19 protein-coding genes are annotated in these 17,800 nt (G+C 34.0%); 9 read left to right on the top strand and 10 right to left on the bottom strand.

From position 1 onward, the window contains the following. Positions 1 to 38: 38 nt before the first annotated feature. The gene (locus LBU54_RS12550; protein WP_224530284.1) at positions 39 to 917 is read right to left on the bottom strand and encodes an NAD kinase; all 879 of its coding nucleotides are present in this window, start codon (positions 915 to 917) and stop codon (positions 39 to 41) included. Positions 918 to 921: 4 nt separating this feature from the next. Further along, positions 922 to 1,578 (bottom strand): CBS domain-containing protein, encoded by a 657-nt coding sequence (locus LBU54_RS12545; protein ID WP_224530282.1) that lies wholly within the window; start codon positions 1,576 to 1,578, stop codon positions 922 to 924. 90 nt (positions 1,579 to 1,668) lie between these two features. On the opposite strand from LBU54_RS12545, the gene LBU54_RS12540 reads away from it, so the two are divergent. The 6 genes from LBU54_RS12540 to clpX all read left to right on the top strand — a co-directional run bounded on the left by LBU54_RS12540 (position 1,669) and on the right by clpX (position 6,945). Continuing rightward, on the top strand, positions 1,669 to 2,382 hold the full coding sequence (locus tag LBU54_RS12540; RefSeq protein WP_224530280.1) for a pyridoxine 5'-phosphate synthase: 714 nt from the start codon (positions 1,669 to 1,671) through the stop codon (positions 2,380 to 2,382). Continuing rightward, positions 2,379 to 3,143 carry an alpha/beta fold hydrolase gene (locus tag LBU54_RS12535; protein WP_224530270.1) on the top strand — a complete coding sequence of 255 codons (765 nt, stop codon included), beginning with the start codon at positions 2,379 to 2,381 and terminating at the stop codon, positions 3,141 to 3,143. The genes LBU54_RS12540 and LBU54_RS12535 overlap by 4 nt, the downstream gene beginning before the upstream one ends. Before the next feature lie 17 nt (positions 3,144 to 3,160). Then, positions 3,161 to 3,514: a phage holin family protein gene (locus LBU54_RS12530; RefSeq protein WP_224530269.1), complete on the top strand. Its 354-nt coding sequence runs from the start codon at positions 3,161 to 3,163 to the stop codon at positions 3,512 to 3,514. 73 nt (positions 3,515 to 3,587) lie between these two features. After that, entirely contained in the window at positions 3,588 to 4,910 is a 1,323-nt protein-coding gene (gene tig, locus LBU54_RS12525; RefSeq protein ID WP_224530268.1) for a trigger factor, read from the top strand. 87 nt (positions 4,911 to 4,997) lie between these two features. Next, positions 4,998 to 5,672 (top strand): ATP-dependent Clp endopeptidase proteolytic subunit ClpP, encoded by a 675-nt coding sequence (gene clpP / locus LBU54_RS12520; protein ID WP_224530267.1) that lies wholly within the window; start codon positions 4,998 to 5,000, stop codon positions 5,670 to 5,672. 43 nt (positions 5,673 to 5,715) lie between these two features. Further along, entirely contained in the window at positions 5,716 to 6,945 is a 1,230-nt protein-coding gene (gene clpX, locus LBU54_RS12515; protein WP_224530266.1) for an ATP-dependent Clp protease ATP-binding subunit ClpX, read from the top strand. Positions 6,946 to 7,201: 256 nt separating this feature from the next. Here clpX and LBU54_RS12510 read toward each other — a convergent pair whose 3' ends face one another. Next, positions 7,202 to 8,722 carry a GH3 auxin-responsive promoter family protein gene (locus LBU54_RS12510; protein WP_224530265.1) on the bottom strand — a complete coding sequence of 507 codons (1,521 nt, stop codon included), beginning with the start codon at positions 8,720 to 8,722 and terminating at the stop codon, positions 7,202 to 7,204. A 135-nt stretch (positions 8,723 to 8,857) separates the two neighbouring features. On the opposite strand from LBU54_RS12510, the gene LBU54_RS12505 reads away from it, so the two are divergent. Together LBU54_RS12505 and LBU54_RS12500 are read left to right on the top strand one after the other, a co-directional pair. Beyond that, positions 8,858 to 9,649, top strand: a complete 792-nt coding sequence (locus tag LBU54_RS12505) for a DUF2797 domain-containing protein (protein ID WP_224530264.1) — start codon at positions 8,858 to 8,860, stop codon at positions 9,647 to 9,649. 92 nt (positions 9,650 to 9,741) lie between these two features. Next, positions 9,742 to 10,005 carry a hypothetical protein gene (locus tag LBU54_RS12500; RefSeq protein ID WP_224530263.1) on the top strand — a complete coding sequence of 88 codons (264 nt, stop codon included), beginning with the start codon at positions 9,742 to 9,744 and terminating at the stop codon, positions 10,003 to 10,005. A gap of 141 nt (positions 10,006 to 10,146) precedes the next feature. Here the strand turns inward: LBU54_RS12500 and rpsU are convergent, their stop codons facing one another. From rpsU to LBU54_RS12480, 4 genes are all read right to left on the bottom strand, one after another. Next, the gene (rpsU, locus tag LBU54_RS12495; RefSeq protein ID WP_224530262.1) at positions 10,147 to 10,341 is read right to left on the bottom strand and encodes a 30S ribosomal protein S21; all 195 of its coding nucleotides are present in this window, start codon (positions 10,339 to 10,341) and stop codon (positions 10,147 to 10,149) included. A gap of 76 nt (positions 10,342 to 10,417) precedes the next feature. After that, complete coding sequence (locus tag LBU54_RS12490) at positions 10,418 to 11,281, bottom strand: sigma-70 family RNA polymerase sigma factor (protein WP_224530261.1); 864 nt, start codon at positions 11,279 to 11,281, stop codon at positions 10,418 to 10,420. A 113-nt stretch (positions 11,282 to 11,394) separates the two neighbouring features. Continuing rightward, positions 11,395 to 14,055: an AsmA-like C-terminal region-containing protein gene (locus LBU54_RS12485; RefSeq protein ID WP_224530259.1), complete on the bottom strand. Its 2,661-nt coding sequence runs from the start codon at positions 14,053 to 14,055 to the stop codon at positions 11,395 to 11,397. A 93-nt stretch (positions 14,056 to 14,148) separates the two neighbouring features. Then, entirely contained in the window at positions 14,149 to 14,853 is a 705-nt protein-coding gene (locus tag LBU54_RS12480) for a queuosine precursor transporter (protein ID WP_224530345.1), read from the bottom strand. Positions 14,854 to 14,924: 71 nt separating this feature from the next. On the opposite strand from LBU54_RS12480, the gene folK reads away from it, so the two are divergent. Next, positions 14,925 to 16,052, top strand: coding sequence for a 2-amino-4-hydroxy-6-hydroxymethyldihydropteridine diphosphokinase (folK, locus tag LBU54_RS12475; RefSeq protein WP_224530257.1), 1,128 nt, complete (start codon positions 14,925 to 14,927; stop codon positions 16,050 to 16,052). Here folK and LBU54_RS12470 read toward each other — a convergent pair. The 3 genes from LBU54_RS12470 to LBU54_RS12460 are packed head-to-tail and all read right to left on the bottom strand — an operon-like array spanning position 16,049 to position 17,693. Further along, a complete protein-coding gene (locus LBU54_RS12470; protein WP_224530255.1) occupies positions 16,049 to 16,705 on the bottom strand; it encodes a class I SAM-dependent methyltransferase in 657 nt (218 codons plus the stop codon). The two genes, folK and LBU54_RS12470, sit on opposite strands and share 4 nt — an antisense overlap. Beyond that, positions 16,705 to 17,151 carry a hypothetical protein gene (locus LBU54_RS12465; protein WP_224530253.1) on the bottom strand — a complete coding sequence of 149 codons (447 nt, stop codon included), beginning with the start codon at positions 17,149 to 17,151 and terminating at the stop codon, positions 16,705 to 16,707. Before LBU54_RS12465 ends, LBU54_RS12470 begins: the two co-directional genes overlap by 1 nt. Positions 17,152 to 17,153: 2 nt before the next feature. Continuing rightward, entirely contained in the window at positions 17,154 to 17,693 is a 540-nt protein-coding gene (locus LBU54_RS12460) for an RNA methyltransferase (protein ID WP_224530251.1), read from the bottom strand. Positions 17,694 to 17,800: the final 107 nt, after the last annotated feature.

The raw sequence follows: 17,800 nt of genomic DNA, 5'->3' as shown, positions 1-17,800 counted from the left end.
TGTCTTAGAAATAAACAGATTAAATGTTTATTTATTGTTTAATTGCGGCGATCTTCTCCCCAGAGTAATTTTTTTCGTAGTGTGTCTAAAAAAGACTCATCCAATAACTCGACCATTTTAATTGCAAAATTTGCTTTTTTAATTATAACGTTTGTGGTATTGGGTAGGGTAATAATACGAGAATCTAAGGACATTAAAAATTGGTCTTCCCTGCCATCTACTTTAAATTTTACCGTTGTAGTATCTGGAATTATTAATGGTCTTGCACTTAAATTGTGTGGAGCAATTGGTGTAAGAGCAAAATTTGTAGCATCTGGAGTTATTACTGGCCCACCACAACTTAAGGAATAACCTGTAGAGCCAGTAGGTGTAGATAAAATAAGCCCATCTGCCCAATAAGAAGTCAAATACTCGTCATTAAGGTGAGTTTCTACAGTAATCATTGAGGTTGTATTTTTTCTGCTTATTGCAATTTCGTTAAGAGCAAAATTCGTCTCTTCTATCGTTTTGTTTGGTGGATCGGTTTTAACAGATAAAAGGGATCGTTCTGAAATTTTGTAGTCACCATTAAATAGTTGCTCGAAAGCTGCAGCTATTTCATCGGTTTGAATCGTTGCTAAAAACCCAAGCCTTCCGGTATTAATCCCAACAATTGGGATTCCAAAATCCCTTACGAAAGTAATTGCCCTCAAAATAGTACCATCACCGCCAATGCTAATTAATAGATCATAAGACCTATCAAGTTTTTTAAATTCGCCGATAGCGTTGGTTGCTTTAATCTCAGAATTTAGAGTACTTAAAAAATCCGATTCTACAAAAACTTTAGTATTATGGCCCAATAAAACTGGGAGAAGTAATTCAAAGGCTTCCTGTGAGGTTTCCTTAGAGTAATTTTGACCATAAACAGCAATTTTCATACAACTACATGTTTAGGTATTTATCAAGATATTTAGATCGCTCTTTTAAACTTTCTAGATAGGTATCGTCTTCATGTCCAGATACGATATTATAACTATATCTTCTAAAGGTTTGAATCACCTCGTTTAAACTAGCGTTTGCTATTTTTATAGTAATCCTTACCAGATCGCCGTCCATTTTTGAGATAAAAGCACCTAATATCTTGGCATCATTAGATTCAACAATTTGACTAATTTCACTAAATGAATAATCGTTAATTCCTTTCTCGACAATAATTATACCGCCTGGTTCAGAGAAGAAAGGGGTTTCATTAAACAGATGGATTATGTCATTTAGTTCATAGTATCCCAAATAACTATTATCCGCTCCAAGGACAGGCATAATATTAGAATCGTTTTGAGCAAAAGCCTCTAATACATCGAGCCAATTTGTTGAGTCTCTCACAAAAAATCCTTCAATAGCATAATTGCAATCCATGATTGAAATTGCACTATCAAAACAATGCGCATCGGTTTCTGAAATACAACCCATATAAACGCCTTCTTTTTGAATTGGTATATGAGAATACGTTAGCTGATTAAACAAGAGTTGTAAATCACTTATTTTATCCGTTAACTCCAAGGGTTGTATGTCATTTATAATATATTCTTTCAATTGCATATAGGGACTTTCTTGTATCGCAAATTAATTAAAAATAACCACAATAAGCGTGTTATACTTCGTATTTTTGCACTCAAAAATTGAGCTAAAATGACAAAGCTAAGTGTAAACATTAATAAGATTGCTACACTGAGGAATAGTAGAGGAGGAGACGTGCCTAATGTAGTGGAGTTTGCGAAGGATGTACAACGTTTTGGAGCGCAAGGTATCACGATACATCCAAGACCAGATGAGCGTCACATTAAATACCAGGATGCTTATGATCTGAAATCTGTAGTTAATACAGAATATAATATAGAAGGTAATCCAATACCTAAATTTATTGATTTGGTTCTGGACATTAGGCCAACCCAAGTAACATTGGTGCCAGACGCAGAAGATGCCATAACCTCAAATGCAGGTTGGGATACAATTAAGCACAAGGATTTTTTAATCGATGTGATTAAAGAATTTAAAAGTAATGGCATAAGAACTTCAATATTTGTGGACCCCAATTTGCATCAAATTGAAGGCGCTAAGGAAACTGGGACAGATCGTGTAGAGCTTTACACCGAGGCATACGCACATCACTATAAATTAGGAAACAAAGAAGGAATAAATCCTTATATGGAATGTGCTGGTTTAGCAAATGCCTTGCAATTGGGAGTCAATGCTGGCCATGATCTTTCACTTGATAATATACGGTATTTTAAAGAAAACATACCTGGATTGTTGGAAGTCTCTATAGGTCATGCCTTAGTTGCAGAAAGCTTGTATTTAGGGGTAGAAAATGTAATTCAAATGTATTTACATCGTCTAAAATGATATTGCATTCAAACATTATTGGTCATGGAAGACCTTTTGTAATTTTGCATGGATTTTTAGGTATGGGTGATAATTGGAAAACTCTTGCCAGACAATTTTCAGAATTAGATTTTCAGGTGCATTTGGTAGACCAAAGAAATCATGGTCGGAGTTTCCATTCTGATGAGTTTAACTATGAATTAATGTCTAAAGACCTAAAAAACTACTGCGATGAAAAAAATTTGAAAGACATCGTCCTGCTCGGCCATTCTATGGGCGGAAAAACAGCTATGTTTTTTGCGTGCGAGTATCCAGAATACGTAAATCGTTTGATTGTTGCGGATATATCACCGAGATATTATCCTGTGCATCACGACACCATTCTAAATGGACTAAGTCAGTTGGATTTTTCATTCGTAAAAACACGGCTAGAAGCAGACCAAGTACTTGAAGAGTATATTTCTGATCTTGGCATTAGACAATTTTTATTAAAAAACTTATACTGGGTACATAAAGGAGAGTTAGGGTTAAGAATAAATTTAGACGTATTAAGGGAGAATGTTTCTGAAGTAGGTGAAGCCCTGCCGTCTCATGCTGTTTTCAACAAGGACACCTTGTTTCTTAGAGGAGACCGTTCTGAATATATTGGAGAACGAGATGAGATCATAATTAAACGGCATTTTCCAAATTCTAACATCATTAGTATTACAAACGCAGGACATTGGTTACATGCAGAAAATCCATCTGAATTCTATAACGCTGTAATAAAATTTGTAAATTAGGGATAAAGACCTTTTATATGAATCTGTTACTTCGACTTTTAGTAAATGCCCTTGCCGTTTTTATCCTTGCCTATATTTTAAATGGCGTCACTGTAAATAGTTATTTGGACGCCGTAATTGTGGCTGTTGTTTTAGCGGTACTGAATCTCTTGGTAAAACCTTTTTTAATACTCTTAACATTACCTGTAACCATTATGACCTTAGGGCTTTTTCTGTTAGTTATTAATGCGGTAATTATACTCTTGGCAGATAAACTAATAGATGGTTTTGCAGTTTCAAATTTTTTAACGGCAGTTTTATTTAGTATTCTGTTATCTATATTGCAATCTATTTTGTATTCAATATTCAACGAGCAAAAGAAGGTACAATAATCCAAAGAATTAAAGTATTGTTGGGTTGCGAAAAAAGTTGTATTTTTGCAGCCCAATTTTAGTTGCAATAAAAATGAATATTACAAGAGAAAACATCGACGAACTCAATGCAGTAGTTAAGGTAGATATCGCAAAAGAAGATTACAGCGATAAGGTAGAAAAGATATTATCGGATTATCGTAAATCTGCTAACATTCCAGGGTTTAGAAAAGGCCATGTACCAATGAGCTTAGTGAAGAAGCAATACGGCAAAGCAGTGCTTGTAGATGAAGTTAATAAATTATTACAAGATGCCATTGGGAAATATCTTGTTGAAGAAAAACTAGATGTTTTAGGTAATCCGTTGCCAAAACCACAGGATGATCTAGATTGGGATTCTGATGCATTCTCTTTTGAATTTGAACTAGGTCTAGCACCTGAGTTTGATGTTAAACTTAAAAGTAAAAAAGCGATAACACATTATAACATTATTGCAGACGATAAAATGATAAATAACCAAGTTGATCATATCAGAAAGCAATATGGTAAATTAATTTCTCAAGAAGAAGTTTCAAAAGAGTCTGAAATTACTGGTAAATTTTCTAATGAAGCCGAAGGGATAGAAAATGTTGCCACTTTTACTTTAGATAGACTTAAAGGAAAATCAAATCCCAAAATGGTAATAGGAACTAAAGTAGGAGATGTAGTAACTTTTAAAACTAAGGGGTTGTTTAATGATGACCACGATCTAATGACCTTTCTAAAAGTTTCACACGACGATGTTCATGGTCTAGACGTTGAGGTTACATTTGAAGTTAGTGAAATTAACAAAAGAGAGTTAGCAGATTTAGATCAGGAGCTTTTTGATAAACTATTTGGAAAAGGAATAGTTACGACTGTAACTGAACTGAAGGAAAAAATAAAAGCAGATTCTGAAAAACAGTTTACGCAACAAGGTGATCAAAAGCTATTAAATGATGTTACTGAATATTTAGTTGAAAACACAAAATTTGATTTACCAGCGACATTCCTGCAAAAATGGATGCAAACAGCAGGTGAAGAACCAATGACCGAAGAGCAGGCAAAAGAAGAATATGAAAAATCTGAAAAAAGCATGCGTTACCAGCTTATTGAAGGCAAGCTAATACAAGAGCATAATTTACAGGTGCAGTTTGAAGATTTAAAAGCTTATGCTATGGAAATGATAAAAGGGCAAATGGCACAATTTGGCCAAATGAATCCTACTGAAAAAGAATTAGAGGATATTGCCGCGAGAATATTATCAAATCAAGATGAGGTAAAACGTTTGTCTGAGCAATTAATGAGTCAAAAGTTACTAGACCTTTACAAGAGAGAAGCAAACCTCAAAACAAAAGAAATCACTTACGATGATTTCGTGAAAGAATTTTACAGTTAATCAGTCTGTAAAAATATTAGTATCTTTAAGGCGTAAAACTGATGAGGTTTTACGCTTTTTTTTTAATCAAAAATCAAATTAAAAAACATGAATTACGGTAAAGAATTCGAAAAATTCGCCATAAAAGATCAAGGTATAAGCAGTACATATTACGATAAAATTATAACAAGTATGTACCCAACCAATTTAACACCAAATATAATTGAGGAAAGACAGATGAATGCTGTAGCCATGGATGTTTTTTCAAGACTGATGATGGACAGAATAATTTTCCTTGGCACGGGTGTAAACGACCAGGTTGCAAATATTATCCAGGCACAGCTATTATTCTTACAAAGTGTAGATGCTTCAAAGGATGTTCAAATTTATATTAATTCTCCGGGTGGTAGTGTCTATGCAGGATTAGGAATTTACGATACAATGCAATTTATAAAACCAGACGTTGCAACGATTTGTACAGGAATTGCAGCTTCCATGGCAGCTGTGTTATTATGTGCTGGTGAAAAAGGAAAACGTTCTGCTTTAAAGCACTCTCGGGTAATGATACATCAACCAATGAGTGGTACTCAGGGACAAGTGTCTGATATGGAAATTGCGGTAAGGGAAACTATTAAAGTAAAAGAAGAATTATATACTATTATATCAAATCATTCTGGTAAGCCTTATGATCAAGTTGAAAAAGATTCAGACAGAGATTATTGGATGAAGTCTAGTGAGGCATTGGATTATGGTATGATAGATGAAGTCTTAGAGCGCAAGTAGTTGTGATAATTTACGACTATATCTATTAATTAGAACTAATATTATGGCAAAGGAAGAATTAGAATGCTCGTTTTGTGGTAGGAAAAAGTCAGAAACAAATTTACTAATTGCAGGCTTAGATGCTCACATATGCGACCGATGTATAGAGCAAGCACATGGTATTGTCCTTGAAGAGTATAAACAAAGCGGTACCTCAGAGCTTAGTTCTGAGTTAATGCTAAGAAAACCTAAAGAAATAAAGGCCTTCTTGGATGAATATATCATTGGTCAAGAATACACTAAACGTGTCATGTCAGTTGCTGTTTACAACCACTATAAGCGCTTACTTCAAACACCATCTGAAGATGATATTGAGATACAAAAAAGTAATATCATTATGGTGGGTCAAACAGGGACAGGTAAGACGTTAATGGCAAAAACCATTGCCAGAATGCTTAATGTACCTTTGGCTATTGTAGATGCTACAGTTCTAACAGAAGCCGGATATGTAGGTGAAGATGTAGAAAGTATATTAACACGATTGCTACAAGCAGCCGATTATAACCTTGAAAAAGCGCAACGTGGCATCGTTTTCATTGATGAGATTGATAAAATTGCCCGCAAAAGTGATAATCCATCAATCACAAGGGACGTTTCAGGAGAAGGTGTCCAACAGGCTTTGCTTAAGTTGCTTGAAGGAACAGTAGTAAACGTACCGCCAAAAGGAGGACGTAAACATCCTGACCAAAAGTTCATCGAAGTAAACACAGAGCATATATTGTTTATTGCAGGTGGTGCTTTTGATGGTATTGAGCGCCTAATAACCAAGCGTCTAAATATGCAAGCTATAGGTTATAGTTCAATCAATGCAGATACTGTAGATAACGATAATATTCTTCAGTATATCATACCTAAAGATCTTAAAGATTTTGGTCTAATTCCTGAGATTATAGGACGCTTACCTGTTTTAACTCATATGGATCCACTAGATGCGAATACCTTGCGAGCAATATTAACGGAACCTAAAAATGCAATTATAAAACAGTATAAAAAACTGTTTGCCATGGACGATGTTGAGTTTAGCATCACCGAAGGTGCATTAAATTATATTGTTGAAAAAGCTATTGAATATAAACTAGGAGCACGTGGTCTGCGTTCGCTTTGTGAAGAAATTTTAACCGAAGCCATGTTTGATTTGCCTGGTTCTGGCGAGACTAAACTTAATGTAACAAAAGCCTATGCAGAGGATAGGCTGTCAAAATCAACATTGAAAAAACTAAAGGCAGTGTCTTAATTAAGATTAAACACATGAAAAGAAACCACAATATCCATTGAAGATGTTGTGGTTTTTTATGTTAGTTAGGATTGATTAATAAATATTGCTTGCAATATTTTATCTGTTGACGAGATATGTGTTTCTTTCTCTTCGTTACGAATATAGAACCTTTAGCCGATTTGGATATTTTAGGAACAATTTTTTGGCTAAAGTAGAAGCATTTATCGATGTAAGAATTATAAGAACAATTTTTAACGATAAATGGTTTGGTGTATTAGACTTCTGTATTAAGCTTAAGAAGTTCTTCTATATATTCTCGAGAATTAGATAAGCGAGGTACTTTGTGCTGACCCCCTAATTTATTGTTTTGTTTTAACCAATCGTAGAACAAGCTGGGTCTTGCACAATGAATTTTGGGTTTATTAAGGGTCATATTATTATAGCGCTTCGCTTCATAATCTGAGTTTAACGCTTTCAAAGCATTATCAAAGAGCTCCTCAAAATAAGACATGTTTTGAGGCGGTGTTTTAAATTCTATGATCCACTCGTGGGCACCTTTTTCCTTACCTTGCATAAAAATAGGTGCTGCGGTGTATTCTACAATTTCTGATTTGGTCCGTTTGCACACTTTCTTAAGCGCGTCTTCAGCGTTCTCAATTATTAATTCCTCACCAAATGCATTAATATGATGCTTTGTTCTTCCAGAAACCTTTATTCTATGTGGATTTAGACTCACAAATCGTATCGTGTCTCCAATTCTATAGCGCCAAAGACCAGCATTGGTCGTAATTATTAAGGCGTAGTTTGTGTTTAGTTTAACCTCGCTTAATGGTATTACCCTTTGGTTGCTAGTGCCAAAAGTATCCATTGGTATAAACTCATAGAAAATACCATAATCTAGCATTAGAAGTAAATCACCGGTATAATTTTGGTCTTGAATTGCGAAAAATCCTTCCGAGGCGTTATAAATTTCATAATACTTAAAGTTGGAGGAAGGCAAAATAGCTCTGTATTGTTCTATATAAGGATTAAAACTTACTCCACCATGAAAGTAAACTTCTAAATTTGGCCAAATCTCAAATAAATTGTCCTTGCCTGTTTTATCGAGGACATTATTTAACAAAACCAACATCCATGAGGGAACACCAGCCAAACTCGTAACATTTTCATGAATAGTTTCCTCTACAATGGCATCCATTTTTGTTTCCCATTCGCTCATTAATGAAACTTTGCTACTAGGCGTACTGCTAAACTCGGCCCAAAAAGGCATATTGTCTATGAGGATTGCACTTAAATCCCCAAAAACAGTACCATTTTCTTTATATAATTCTTTACTACCTCCCAAACGTAAACTTTTACCGGTAAATAATTGGGAGTCTCCGTTATTATTTAGATACATGCAGAGCAAATCCTTACTAGCCGCATAGTGGCAATCTTCCAAAGATTCGTTACTTACAGGTATAAATTTGCTTTTAGCATTGGTGGTACCGCTAGATTTGGCGAACCATTTTATAGGTCTAGGCCAAAATATATTTTGTTCGCCATGGCGTGAGCGTTCTATTAAAGGTTGTATTTCTTCATAACTTACTATTGGTAATCTGTCTCTAAATTCATCATAGGTTTTTATAGACGCGAAGTCGTACTGTTTACCAATCTCGGTGTCTTTTGCAAACTTTAAAAGGCTAAAGAGCAATTCGTTCTGTACCTCGTTAGGGTATTTTAAAAACAATTCAATTTGATGAAATCGTTTTTTTAAGAACCATGAAGCAATAGAATTTACAATGGGAATTGGCATGGATTGGTTATCTTTACTCGCTCAGCGAGATTTAATTAATTGTAATTTTTGTTATAAACTTAAACCGTCATTCTTCGGAGCTCTAAATGGTAAATTTTATTGAGACTTGGATGCTAAAAATAATAAATTTCTTTAATGATTTATAAAGGCGTACTTACTAAAATGCAGACGGAGTTTTTAGACCCAATACAATATTATTTGGTGTTTGAAAACGACTTTATCCACATGAATCAGCTAATTAATAAAACTATTTCTATCAAATTAGTTGGCCATCAATGTTTGAGTTGTGGTTTAGATCGACCCATTTTTAGACAAGGTTTTTGCCGTTCTTGCTTTTTTGAGCAACCAACTGCTGGTGATTGGATAATGCGACCAGAATTGAGCACAGCTCATTTAGGTAGGGAAGATCGTGATTTAGAGTATGAAAAAAAGATTCAATTACAGCCTCATATTGTTTACTTGGCAAATTCTAGTAACGTCAAAGTAGGTGTAACACGAAAAAGTCAGATACCAACAAGATGGATAGATCAGGGAGCCCATGAAGCCATTGAAATAGTTGAGGTGCCCAACCGTTATTTGGCAGGTATAACTGAAGTGGCTCTGAAGGATTATGTCTCTGATAAAACCAATTGGAGAAATATGCTTAAAAATGATTTAAAAGATGAAGATCTTGTTTCTTGGCGCGAAAGACTTAAAACGCATATTCCTGAAGAAGCTAAGGCCTACTTTATTGAGAACAATCAGGAAACAAACTTAGTATTTCCAGTTGAACAATATCCTACTAAGCCTAGAAGTTTAAACTTGAGTAAAGTACAGCAATATCAAGGAGTTTTAAAGGGGCTTAAAGGGCAATATCTCATTTTTGAAGACGACACAGTTTTTAATATCAGAGCTAATGAGGGATTGGTCGTTGAGTTGGACTTATAGGGCTTTATTTGTCTGATATTAAGGTGTTAGTATTCCGTTAAAAATTATTTTGTTTAACAAATAATAAGTAATTTTAAACAAAAATATTAAAAATGAAAACCTCACCCTTTTTGTACATCGCCATAACAACCTTATTATTGATTACCATTACCATTATGTCTGCAATGGACTTTCCTTTTGGTTGGGTATTTTATTTAACAGTATTAGGCCAGATTTTTCTTGTTATAATGGTATACAAAGTTTTAACGGATGACTACACGACTAACAAAACTTTTGAACATTTTTATGAGGATAGACCAATAGAGCCGATAGAGGTTAAGGCGGAAAATGAATTTGAAAAGATTAAGTTGCGATAAGCGTTAACGTGATTAAATATACTTAAAACATAGCTTCAACATTGCTATGATTAAGACGTCAATAAATGTTCGGGTATGAGCAAATATTGACAAAAAAAAGAGCAACAATTGTTGCTCTTTTCATTTTTATGTAGAATGATCTTAAATATTCTCTTGATCTCTTAAATTCTGAATATACTGAGCTTTTTGGATTTCTCTTCTTCTTTTTACAGAAGGCTTTGTAAAATAGCGCGACTCCTTTAAGTTCTGCATAATTTGAACATTTCTGTGCTTGCGTTTATAACGTTTTAACGCTCTTTCAATGTTTTCGCCTTCTTTTATTTCAATCTTTATCATCTAATGATAGTTTTTAATAATCAATTTCTCAAACGGACGGCAAATATAATCTAACTATTTGAAAATAAAAAATTAATTACCCCAAATAGGTTTTTAAAATTTTACTTTTACTTGCATGCCTTAATCTTCTGATACCTTTCTCGCGAATTTGTCTTACACGTTCACGTGTTAAGTCATATATACTTCCAATCTCTTCTAGTGTCATTGCAGGTTGGTCACCAATTCCAAAATTTAACCTAATTATATCACTTTCTTTTTGAGTTAAAGTATCGAGGGCACGCTCGATTTCTATGTTGAGTGAATCCTTCATCAAGGACTTATCCGGTTTAGGCGATTCACTTGCACTTACAACATCGTATAAACTGAAATCCTCGCCTTGTTTTAAAGGAGCATCCATAGATAAATGGCGTCCAGAGTTTTTCATGGACTGCTTTACTTCTCTTACACTTATTTCTAATTCTCTTGCAATTTCCTCAGCATTTGGTGGCCTTTGATGTATCTGTTCTAAGTGAGAAAACGTTTTATTGATCTTGTTTATAGTGCCAATTTTATTTAAAGGTAACCTAACAATACGTGATTGTTCTGCCAGCGCTTGAAGAATGGCTTGTCTAATCCACCATACTGCATAAGAGATAAATTTAAATCCTCTGGTCTCATCAAAACGCTTTGCAGCTTTAACTAATCCAGCATTTCCTTCATTTATTAAATCTGGCAACTTCAACCCTTGGTTTTGATACTGCTTAGCTACTGATACGACAAACCTTAAATTGGCGGTTGTTAACTTTTCTAATGCTTCTTGATCACCTTTTTTAATTCGTTGTGCTAATTCTACTTCCTCGTCTGCAGTTATTAGGGGAATTTTACTGATGTCTTGTAAGTATTTATCTAGCGATTTGTCTTCCCTGTTGGTAACCTGCTTGGTGATTTTTAATTGCCTCATATAGTTGTTTTAAATTTAGATAACTTATAATCTAATTGAATAATTAAGATTTCCAAAAAAAATTACTTTTATTAACAAATTTTGGCAAAAAAAAGGGTGTTTTAGTCCAAAAATCAATTGTTTTTGGTAGAATCTTGCTTTTTATTATCCTTTTTAGATTTCTTTTTACCTAAAATATCACCTAGTACATTCTTTACGCCCTCTTTAACCTTGTCTTCTGTTGTGTTGGTTTTGATACTATCTCCCTTAGCTACTGCAGAATCAGTTTTTTTGGCGTTCTTGTTTCCTCCTAGAGCATTTCCTATTAGATCATTTAACTTATCCTTTCCTTTCCCGATAAGTTTTTGTTTTTGAATTTCAACAAGTTGTTTTGAAAGATTCGTTACAGCACTTGCCAAGTCTGTTGAAACGTCTGGCTTTGAAAATGTACCACTTATATTGGTGGTAACAGGAATTGCCATTTTATTCACTTCAGGGTCATTGATCTGACCTATTAATCGATTTACTTCACTCCCGAGATATTTTGCTGGTACGCTTAGTATTGCCTTGTAATTCATATTTTTATTGAAGCCATGTGATCCTGAGACCTCGATAGGTATGTCTTTGTAATTAATGGTAAACGGATCAACAGAAACCTGTCCATCATTAAAGACTAATTTTGTTTTAATATTCTTTTGTAGTGCATTAAAATCAATAAAATTCAACTCTGCATCTAGATTTGCAAGTAATGGGCTATTAGAAACATCTATATTAGACGTGATAATTTCAGCAAGAGCATTTCCAGATACTGTACTTAAATCTGGGGCAAAATCTTTATCTAGTAAACCACTAATATTAATTGTGGAGTTTAGTTTTCCCTGTATGACTTTGGCTATTGGCGCAAGTGCCTTTAAGAGCTCTAAATCGTTGAAGGATTGGGAAATGTCAAATTGTTGCATGGCCAATTGCATATCAAAACTTGGTTTTGAATTATTGGTTGTTACATTACCGTTAATTCCTAATTTCCCACCAAATAATGTTGAGGTCATTTCACTTAAATTAGCGCTTTGATCTTTAATGCGGAGCTTTCCACTAACATTCTTTAGATTAATATTATCATAGAACACATTTTGAGCATTGGCATAGATTGAACAGTCTAAAAAATCAGGAATTTTTAAAGACTCTGTATCTTGAGTGGTTTTATTGGAGTTTTCAGTTGCCAATTCGTCTTCAACCATGAAATCTTCAATACTAAAATTATTGGAAGTGACCTTGAAATCACCCTGCAATTTTTTATCACTTAATAAGAATCCTAACAGGTTATAAATTTGACCAGTTGCATAAAAATCGCTTTTACCAGTTTGGGCGTTAAGATTGTTTAAGGTAACAACACCTGGTTTAAAGGTCATGGTTGCTTTATTAATTTGTATTGGATTTACAATATCTTCAGATGAAAAAATAAAGTCCGTCAAGGAAACACTACCATTATTTTTAATGCGTTGATAAGCGTTGGACTCAATAGCGTTCATGTCAAAAACTGTATTTAGCTTTCCTTTTAGAATACCGCTTAGCTGGTTTTCTATAGTAACAGGATAGGCTTTAGTAACATTAGCAAGATTAAGAACGCCATCTAAATTTGCACTGACTAACATATTTTGAGTTATATTTTTTAGATGTGCCTCAGATTTAAAGCTATCGTCATCTATTTTAAAATTCAATTCATTAATATCTATATAGGTATCGTCAACATTACCTGTCGTGTTTTTTATAGATGCATCAATTTTTATGTTGTCAACACTTTTTGGTAAATCTGGATATTTAAAAGACGCGTTGTTAGAACTTAGACTAATATCTATTGTTGGAATTGTTTCATCCGAAATTAATCCTTTTATTCTTCCATTGACTGTGAAATTACCAGTTGTATTAACGTTTTCAATATTCTTTGAATATGCCTTGGGGATTACAGCTAGAAAGTCTTTAAAAGACGATTCAGGATTTTTAAAACTTAGATCAATTTGTTGACCAGATTCTACCAACTGCACAAAACCTTCAAACTCTAACGGTAAGGCATTAATGAACCCTTTATTTTCTCTAAATGTGTATTTGTTGTCTTCTAAACTAAGATCGATTAGAGCCTCTAGTTTTATTTTGGTATTATCGAGGTAGTTAGTGCTGTCGACACTTAAACTAACTTTTGTTTCGGTCTTCGTTTCTAATTCGGATTTTTCGCCCGAAAAAATACCATTGCCATAATGGTTAATTTCTGTAGCATGAAACTGAGTATTCGATTCTTCGTCCAAATATGTAAACGCACTATTAGTTACTTCATAGTGTTCAACATCAAAACGAAATCCGCTTGATGAAGCATCACCATCGGTTTTAGGACCTTCTTGCTCTTTTAAAATATCATAATTTACAGATCCATTCTGGTTTGTCTTAATCGTTAAGAGCAGTTCATTTGCAATAATTTCATTTACGGCTAATGGTTTGCTAGCATCCTTAAATAATTGCCCTATTGGCATCTCAAAAGCTATGGATTTGGCTGTGGCTAAAGTTTCGTCCATAAAGGGTGCTCTATTAGTGATTTTAAGATTTTCTACACTTACTTCCGCTTTTGGAAAACTGCTGATTAGGCTTAGATTAACATCGTCAAAACTTAAATCTGCGTTAAGGTTTTTGTGCGCATAATTTTGCACAATAGTATCTATTTTAGATTCTAAAATAAACGGAATAGCAATCAGAACAGCTAAGAAAAGGAACAATAGGATTCCAATAACTTTTAGTAATTTTTTCATAATGATAGATTCTCTATAAAAGTATACGAATTACGACTTAAAAAGGTTGTGTGTTAAGTAAACTTTAGCAAGATTTAAATGCTTTATAACGACTCAGAGAAGGTCAATTTCTTCGTTTACTTTAAGTTTAAATCGTTTTCGGAATACATAGACGCCTAAATAAAGAAAGGGCGTATCAATCATTGCAATCATAACCTTGAATATAAATCCTGCAATGAGTAGACCTGTGAATTTATCCCATTCAATTTTTCCAAAACTACAAAGCAACAGCAGTACTGTTGCTGTATCAACAAATTGTGATGAAAACGTTGAAAAATTATTACGAAGCCATAGATGTTTACCTTTGGTAAGATTTTTCCAAAAGTGGTAAATCTGTATGTCTACAAATTGCGCTAATAAATAAGCCATCATACTCGCAAAAACAGCTATTGCAGTACTGCCAAAAACATTCGTGAATGTACTGTCCTGAACTGGAGACCAAGGTGTGGCTGGGACAGCATTTGAAGTGTAAATAATAAGCATGGAAAAAAACGAAGCAAAAATACCAGCGACAACAACATCATTAGCTCTTTTTTTACCATAGATTTCACTGATTAAGTCAGTAATAAGAAAAGTGATGGGATACGGCAAAATACCTACTGAAATCTCAAATAGCTTTGTGCCAAAAATTTCAACATCAAATGGATACCAATAAAAGAACTTTTGAAAAATTAAATTGGAAACTACCAAAGAGGTTATAAAAAGCGCACCTAGCAGAAGATAAATACGTTGGGCCAATAACTTGTCTTTTAGGTGCATCAAAATTTGTCGATAAAATGTTGGTGCAAAGATAATCTAATAATATATCTTTTATTTATTTTGCCTTTTCCATGGGATTTACAAATACCGTTTATATAGCGCTAGGAAGTAACAAAGGCATTAAACTCCAAAATTTGCAGATGGCGGTAGATGCCATATTCAACACAATAGGAACTATTAAAAAGCTTTCTAAGGTCTATGAGACACCTGCAATGGGTTTTGAGGGAGATGTTTTTAACAATGCATGTCTTTGTGTAGAAACAGAATTGAAACCCACGAAACTTTTAAAAGAACTGCAGAGAATTGAAAAAAAGCTGGGCCGAAAAAACTCAAGAACCGAGGGTTATGAGTCGCGCGAAATTGATTTGGACATCCTGTTGTTTAAAGATGAAATCCATAAGCAAAAAGGATTGACGATTCCACATCCGGAAATGCATAAGCGTCGATTTGTTTTGCAACCCTTGTTTGATATTGCTAAAGACGTAGAACATCCAGAACTGGAAAAATCAATTTCGCAATTGTTAGAGGAATGTGAAGATAAATCGACTATCAAACCCATTAACAAATGGCTTAAAAATCCATTAAAGCAGTTTGGTTTTAAGGATTTTAACTTTATTGCAATAGAAGGAAATATTGGTGCTGGTAAAACCAGCTTGGCTACCAAAATTTCACAAGATTTTAATGCCAAATTAATATTAGAGCGTTTTGCAGATAACCCATTTTTGCCAAAATTCTACAAGGAACCAGAGCGTTATGCGTTCACCTTAGAAATGTCTTTTTTAGCAGATCGTTATCAGCAAATTAGTGACGATTTATCGCAGTTAGATTTGTTCAAGGATTTTATGGTAAGCGATTATGATGTGCATAAATCGCTTATTTTTTCAAAAGTGACCTTGCCAGATGATGAATTTAGATTGTACAGAAAGCTGTTTTACCAGGTGTATAAGGATATTGCCAGACCAGATTTGTACGTTTACCTTTATCAAAATACGCAACGACTTCAGGAAAACATAAAAAAAAGAGGGCGTAAGTACGAAAAGGAAATTCAAGATGAGTATTTGGATAAAATCAATTCGGGTTATCTGAGCTTTTTACGCAACCAGACTGAACTAAACGTAAAAATCATTGATATTTCTGAGCGTGATTTTGTAAAAAAGCGCGAGGACTACTTGTGGTTACTAAATGAAATTAATAGCTAAAATAGCTCATATAACCAGCTAACAATTTTGCCTTTTTTATGTTCTAAAATGACCTCACTTAGAATTTTTGTTGACTTTACTTTTAAATTAAACGGTTGGACCAAAAGGTCTATTCCACTATTGTGTTTTAATCGTATGCCTTGGCCAGAAATAATATCAGTATTTCTTGTGAATTTACTACTAGGAAGATTTTCAGTTAGAATGATAAATCTGTAATTTATTAGTTTTTTGACAATACGCTTTACTTCTTTATTTGATAAATGTTGAAGTACTTGACGCAAAATCACACAATCTGCCTCTGGTAACTTGTCTTGCGAAATATCCAAGCAATGAAACTCGAGATTCGATGCTTTGAACAGTTTTTTATTGCGCTCAATAAGTGATGGCACAATATCAATAGCAATGTATTTTGATGTGTGCTGTACTAATCGTTTTCCAATATTAAAATCGCCACAGCCAAAGTCACAAACCGTCAGGTTTTGATTATGCGATTCAAAAAACGCCCTAACAGTGTCAACATAAGGTTGAACAATTTGTAAATCGTGCGAGCCATAACCAGAATAAAAATCGTATTCCTCCCCACCCCAGAGGTGTTTTTCATAAATCTGCATCATTGCATCTTTTGTGGGCCAGGGATTTTTAGAAGAAGACATTATTTAGTCTCTTTAAGGCGTTCAAAATATCTTAGTAGTGAATAGGCTATCATTAAGACAATTGGTGCCACAATTAATGCATATATAATATTCCAGTAAAGAATGGATGCTTCTGGACTACCGAGATATCCGGTAGCACTAGAACTAAAATCAAAATTCAAATTTCCAGATAGTAAATACGCAATACCAAACCATAAAATTGAAATACCAATCAACAAGCGCATCAAATTCCGAATCAATTTACCTAATATTGAATTGCTTGCCTTAAAGCCTTTTTGAAAGCTATAAACTGCGAGTTGAAGGGATATGAAACCAAACCAAATAATGAGGTTACCTGCTGGGATTCCAAATAAGTCATAGGTCAGGATTGATGATCCCGTAGAAAACAGAATTACAACTATGCCTATTACGGCTAACGAAATTGGAAATATTTTTTTGTTTGTCATATTCAAGTGTTTAAACTTTTAATTTTCGAAAACACATCCCAAATCACAACACCTGCACTTACCGCAATATTTAAAGAATGTTTTGTACCGTATTGTGGGATTTCGAGCACAATATCACTAGCATTAACTACCTCTTGTGAAACCCCTTTCACCTCATTACCAAAAACAAAAGCATATTTCACATTAGGCTGAGGTTCAAAATCATTCAGCATGGTAGCATTATCAGCTTGTTCTATGGAGCAAATTTTTACATTTTCTGCTTTTAGATTTTCAACTATGTCTATGGTATTTTCAACATACTCCCAATCTACGGATTCCGTGCTTCCCAATGCGGTTTTTCTTATTTCATTGTGTGGTGGTTTGGCGGTTATACCGCAGAGGTAAATCTTTTCAATAAGAAAGGCGTCGCTGGTTCTAAATACAGAGCCAATGTTGTTTAGGCTTCTAATATTATCGAGAATTATAATGATTGGTGATTTTTCAGCAAGTTTAAATTCTGAAATCCCAAGACGGTCTAATTCATCGTTTTTTAACTTTCGCATGTTGAAATCTCTTTCTTTTTGTAGATAACTTATGGCCTTTTCACTTTAAATAACTTAGCTATTTGGCTAAATTAGCACACTTACATTATCAACAAAAATACATAAAA

It is taken from the genome of Winogradskyella alexanderae, from assembly GCF_020166335.1.
Lineage (GTDB): Bacteria > Bacteroidota > Bacteroidia > Flavobacteriales > Flavobacteriaceae > Winogradskyella > Winogradskyella alexanderae.
Note: the sequence above shows the minus strand (reverse complement) of the source record. Positions and strands in the feature narration are given on the sequence as shown.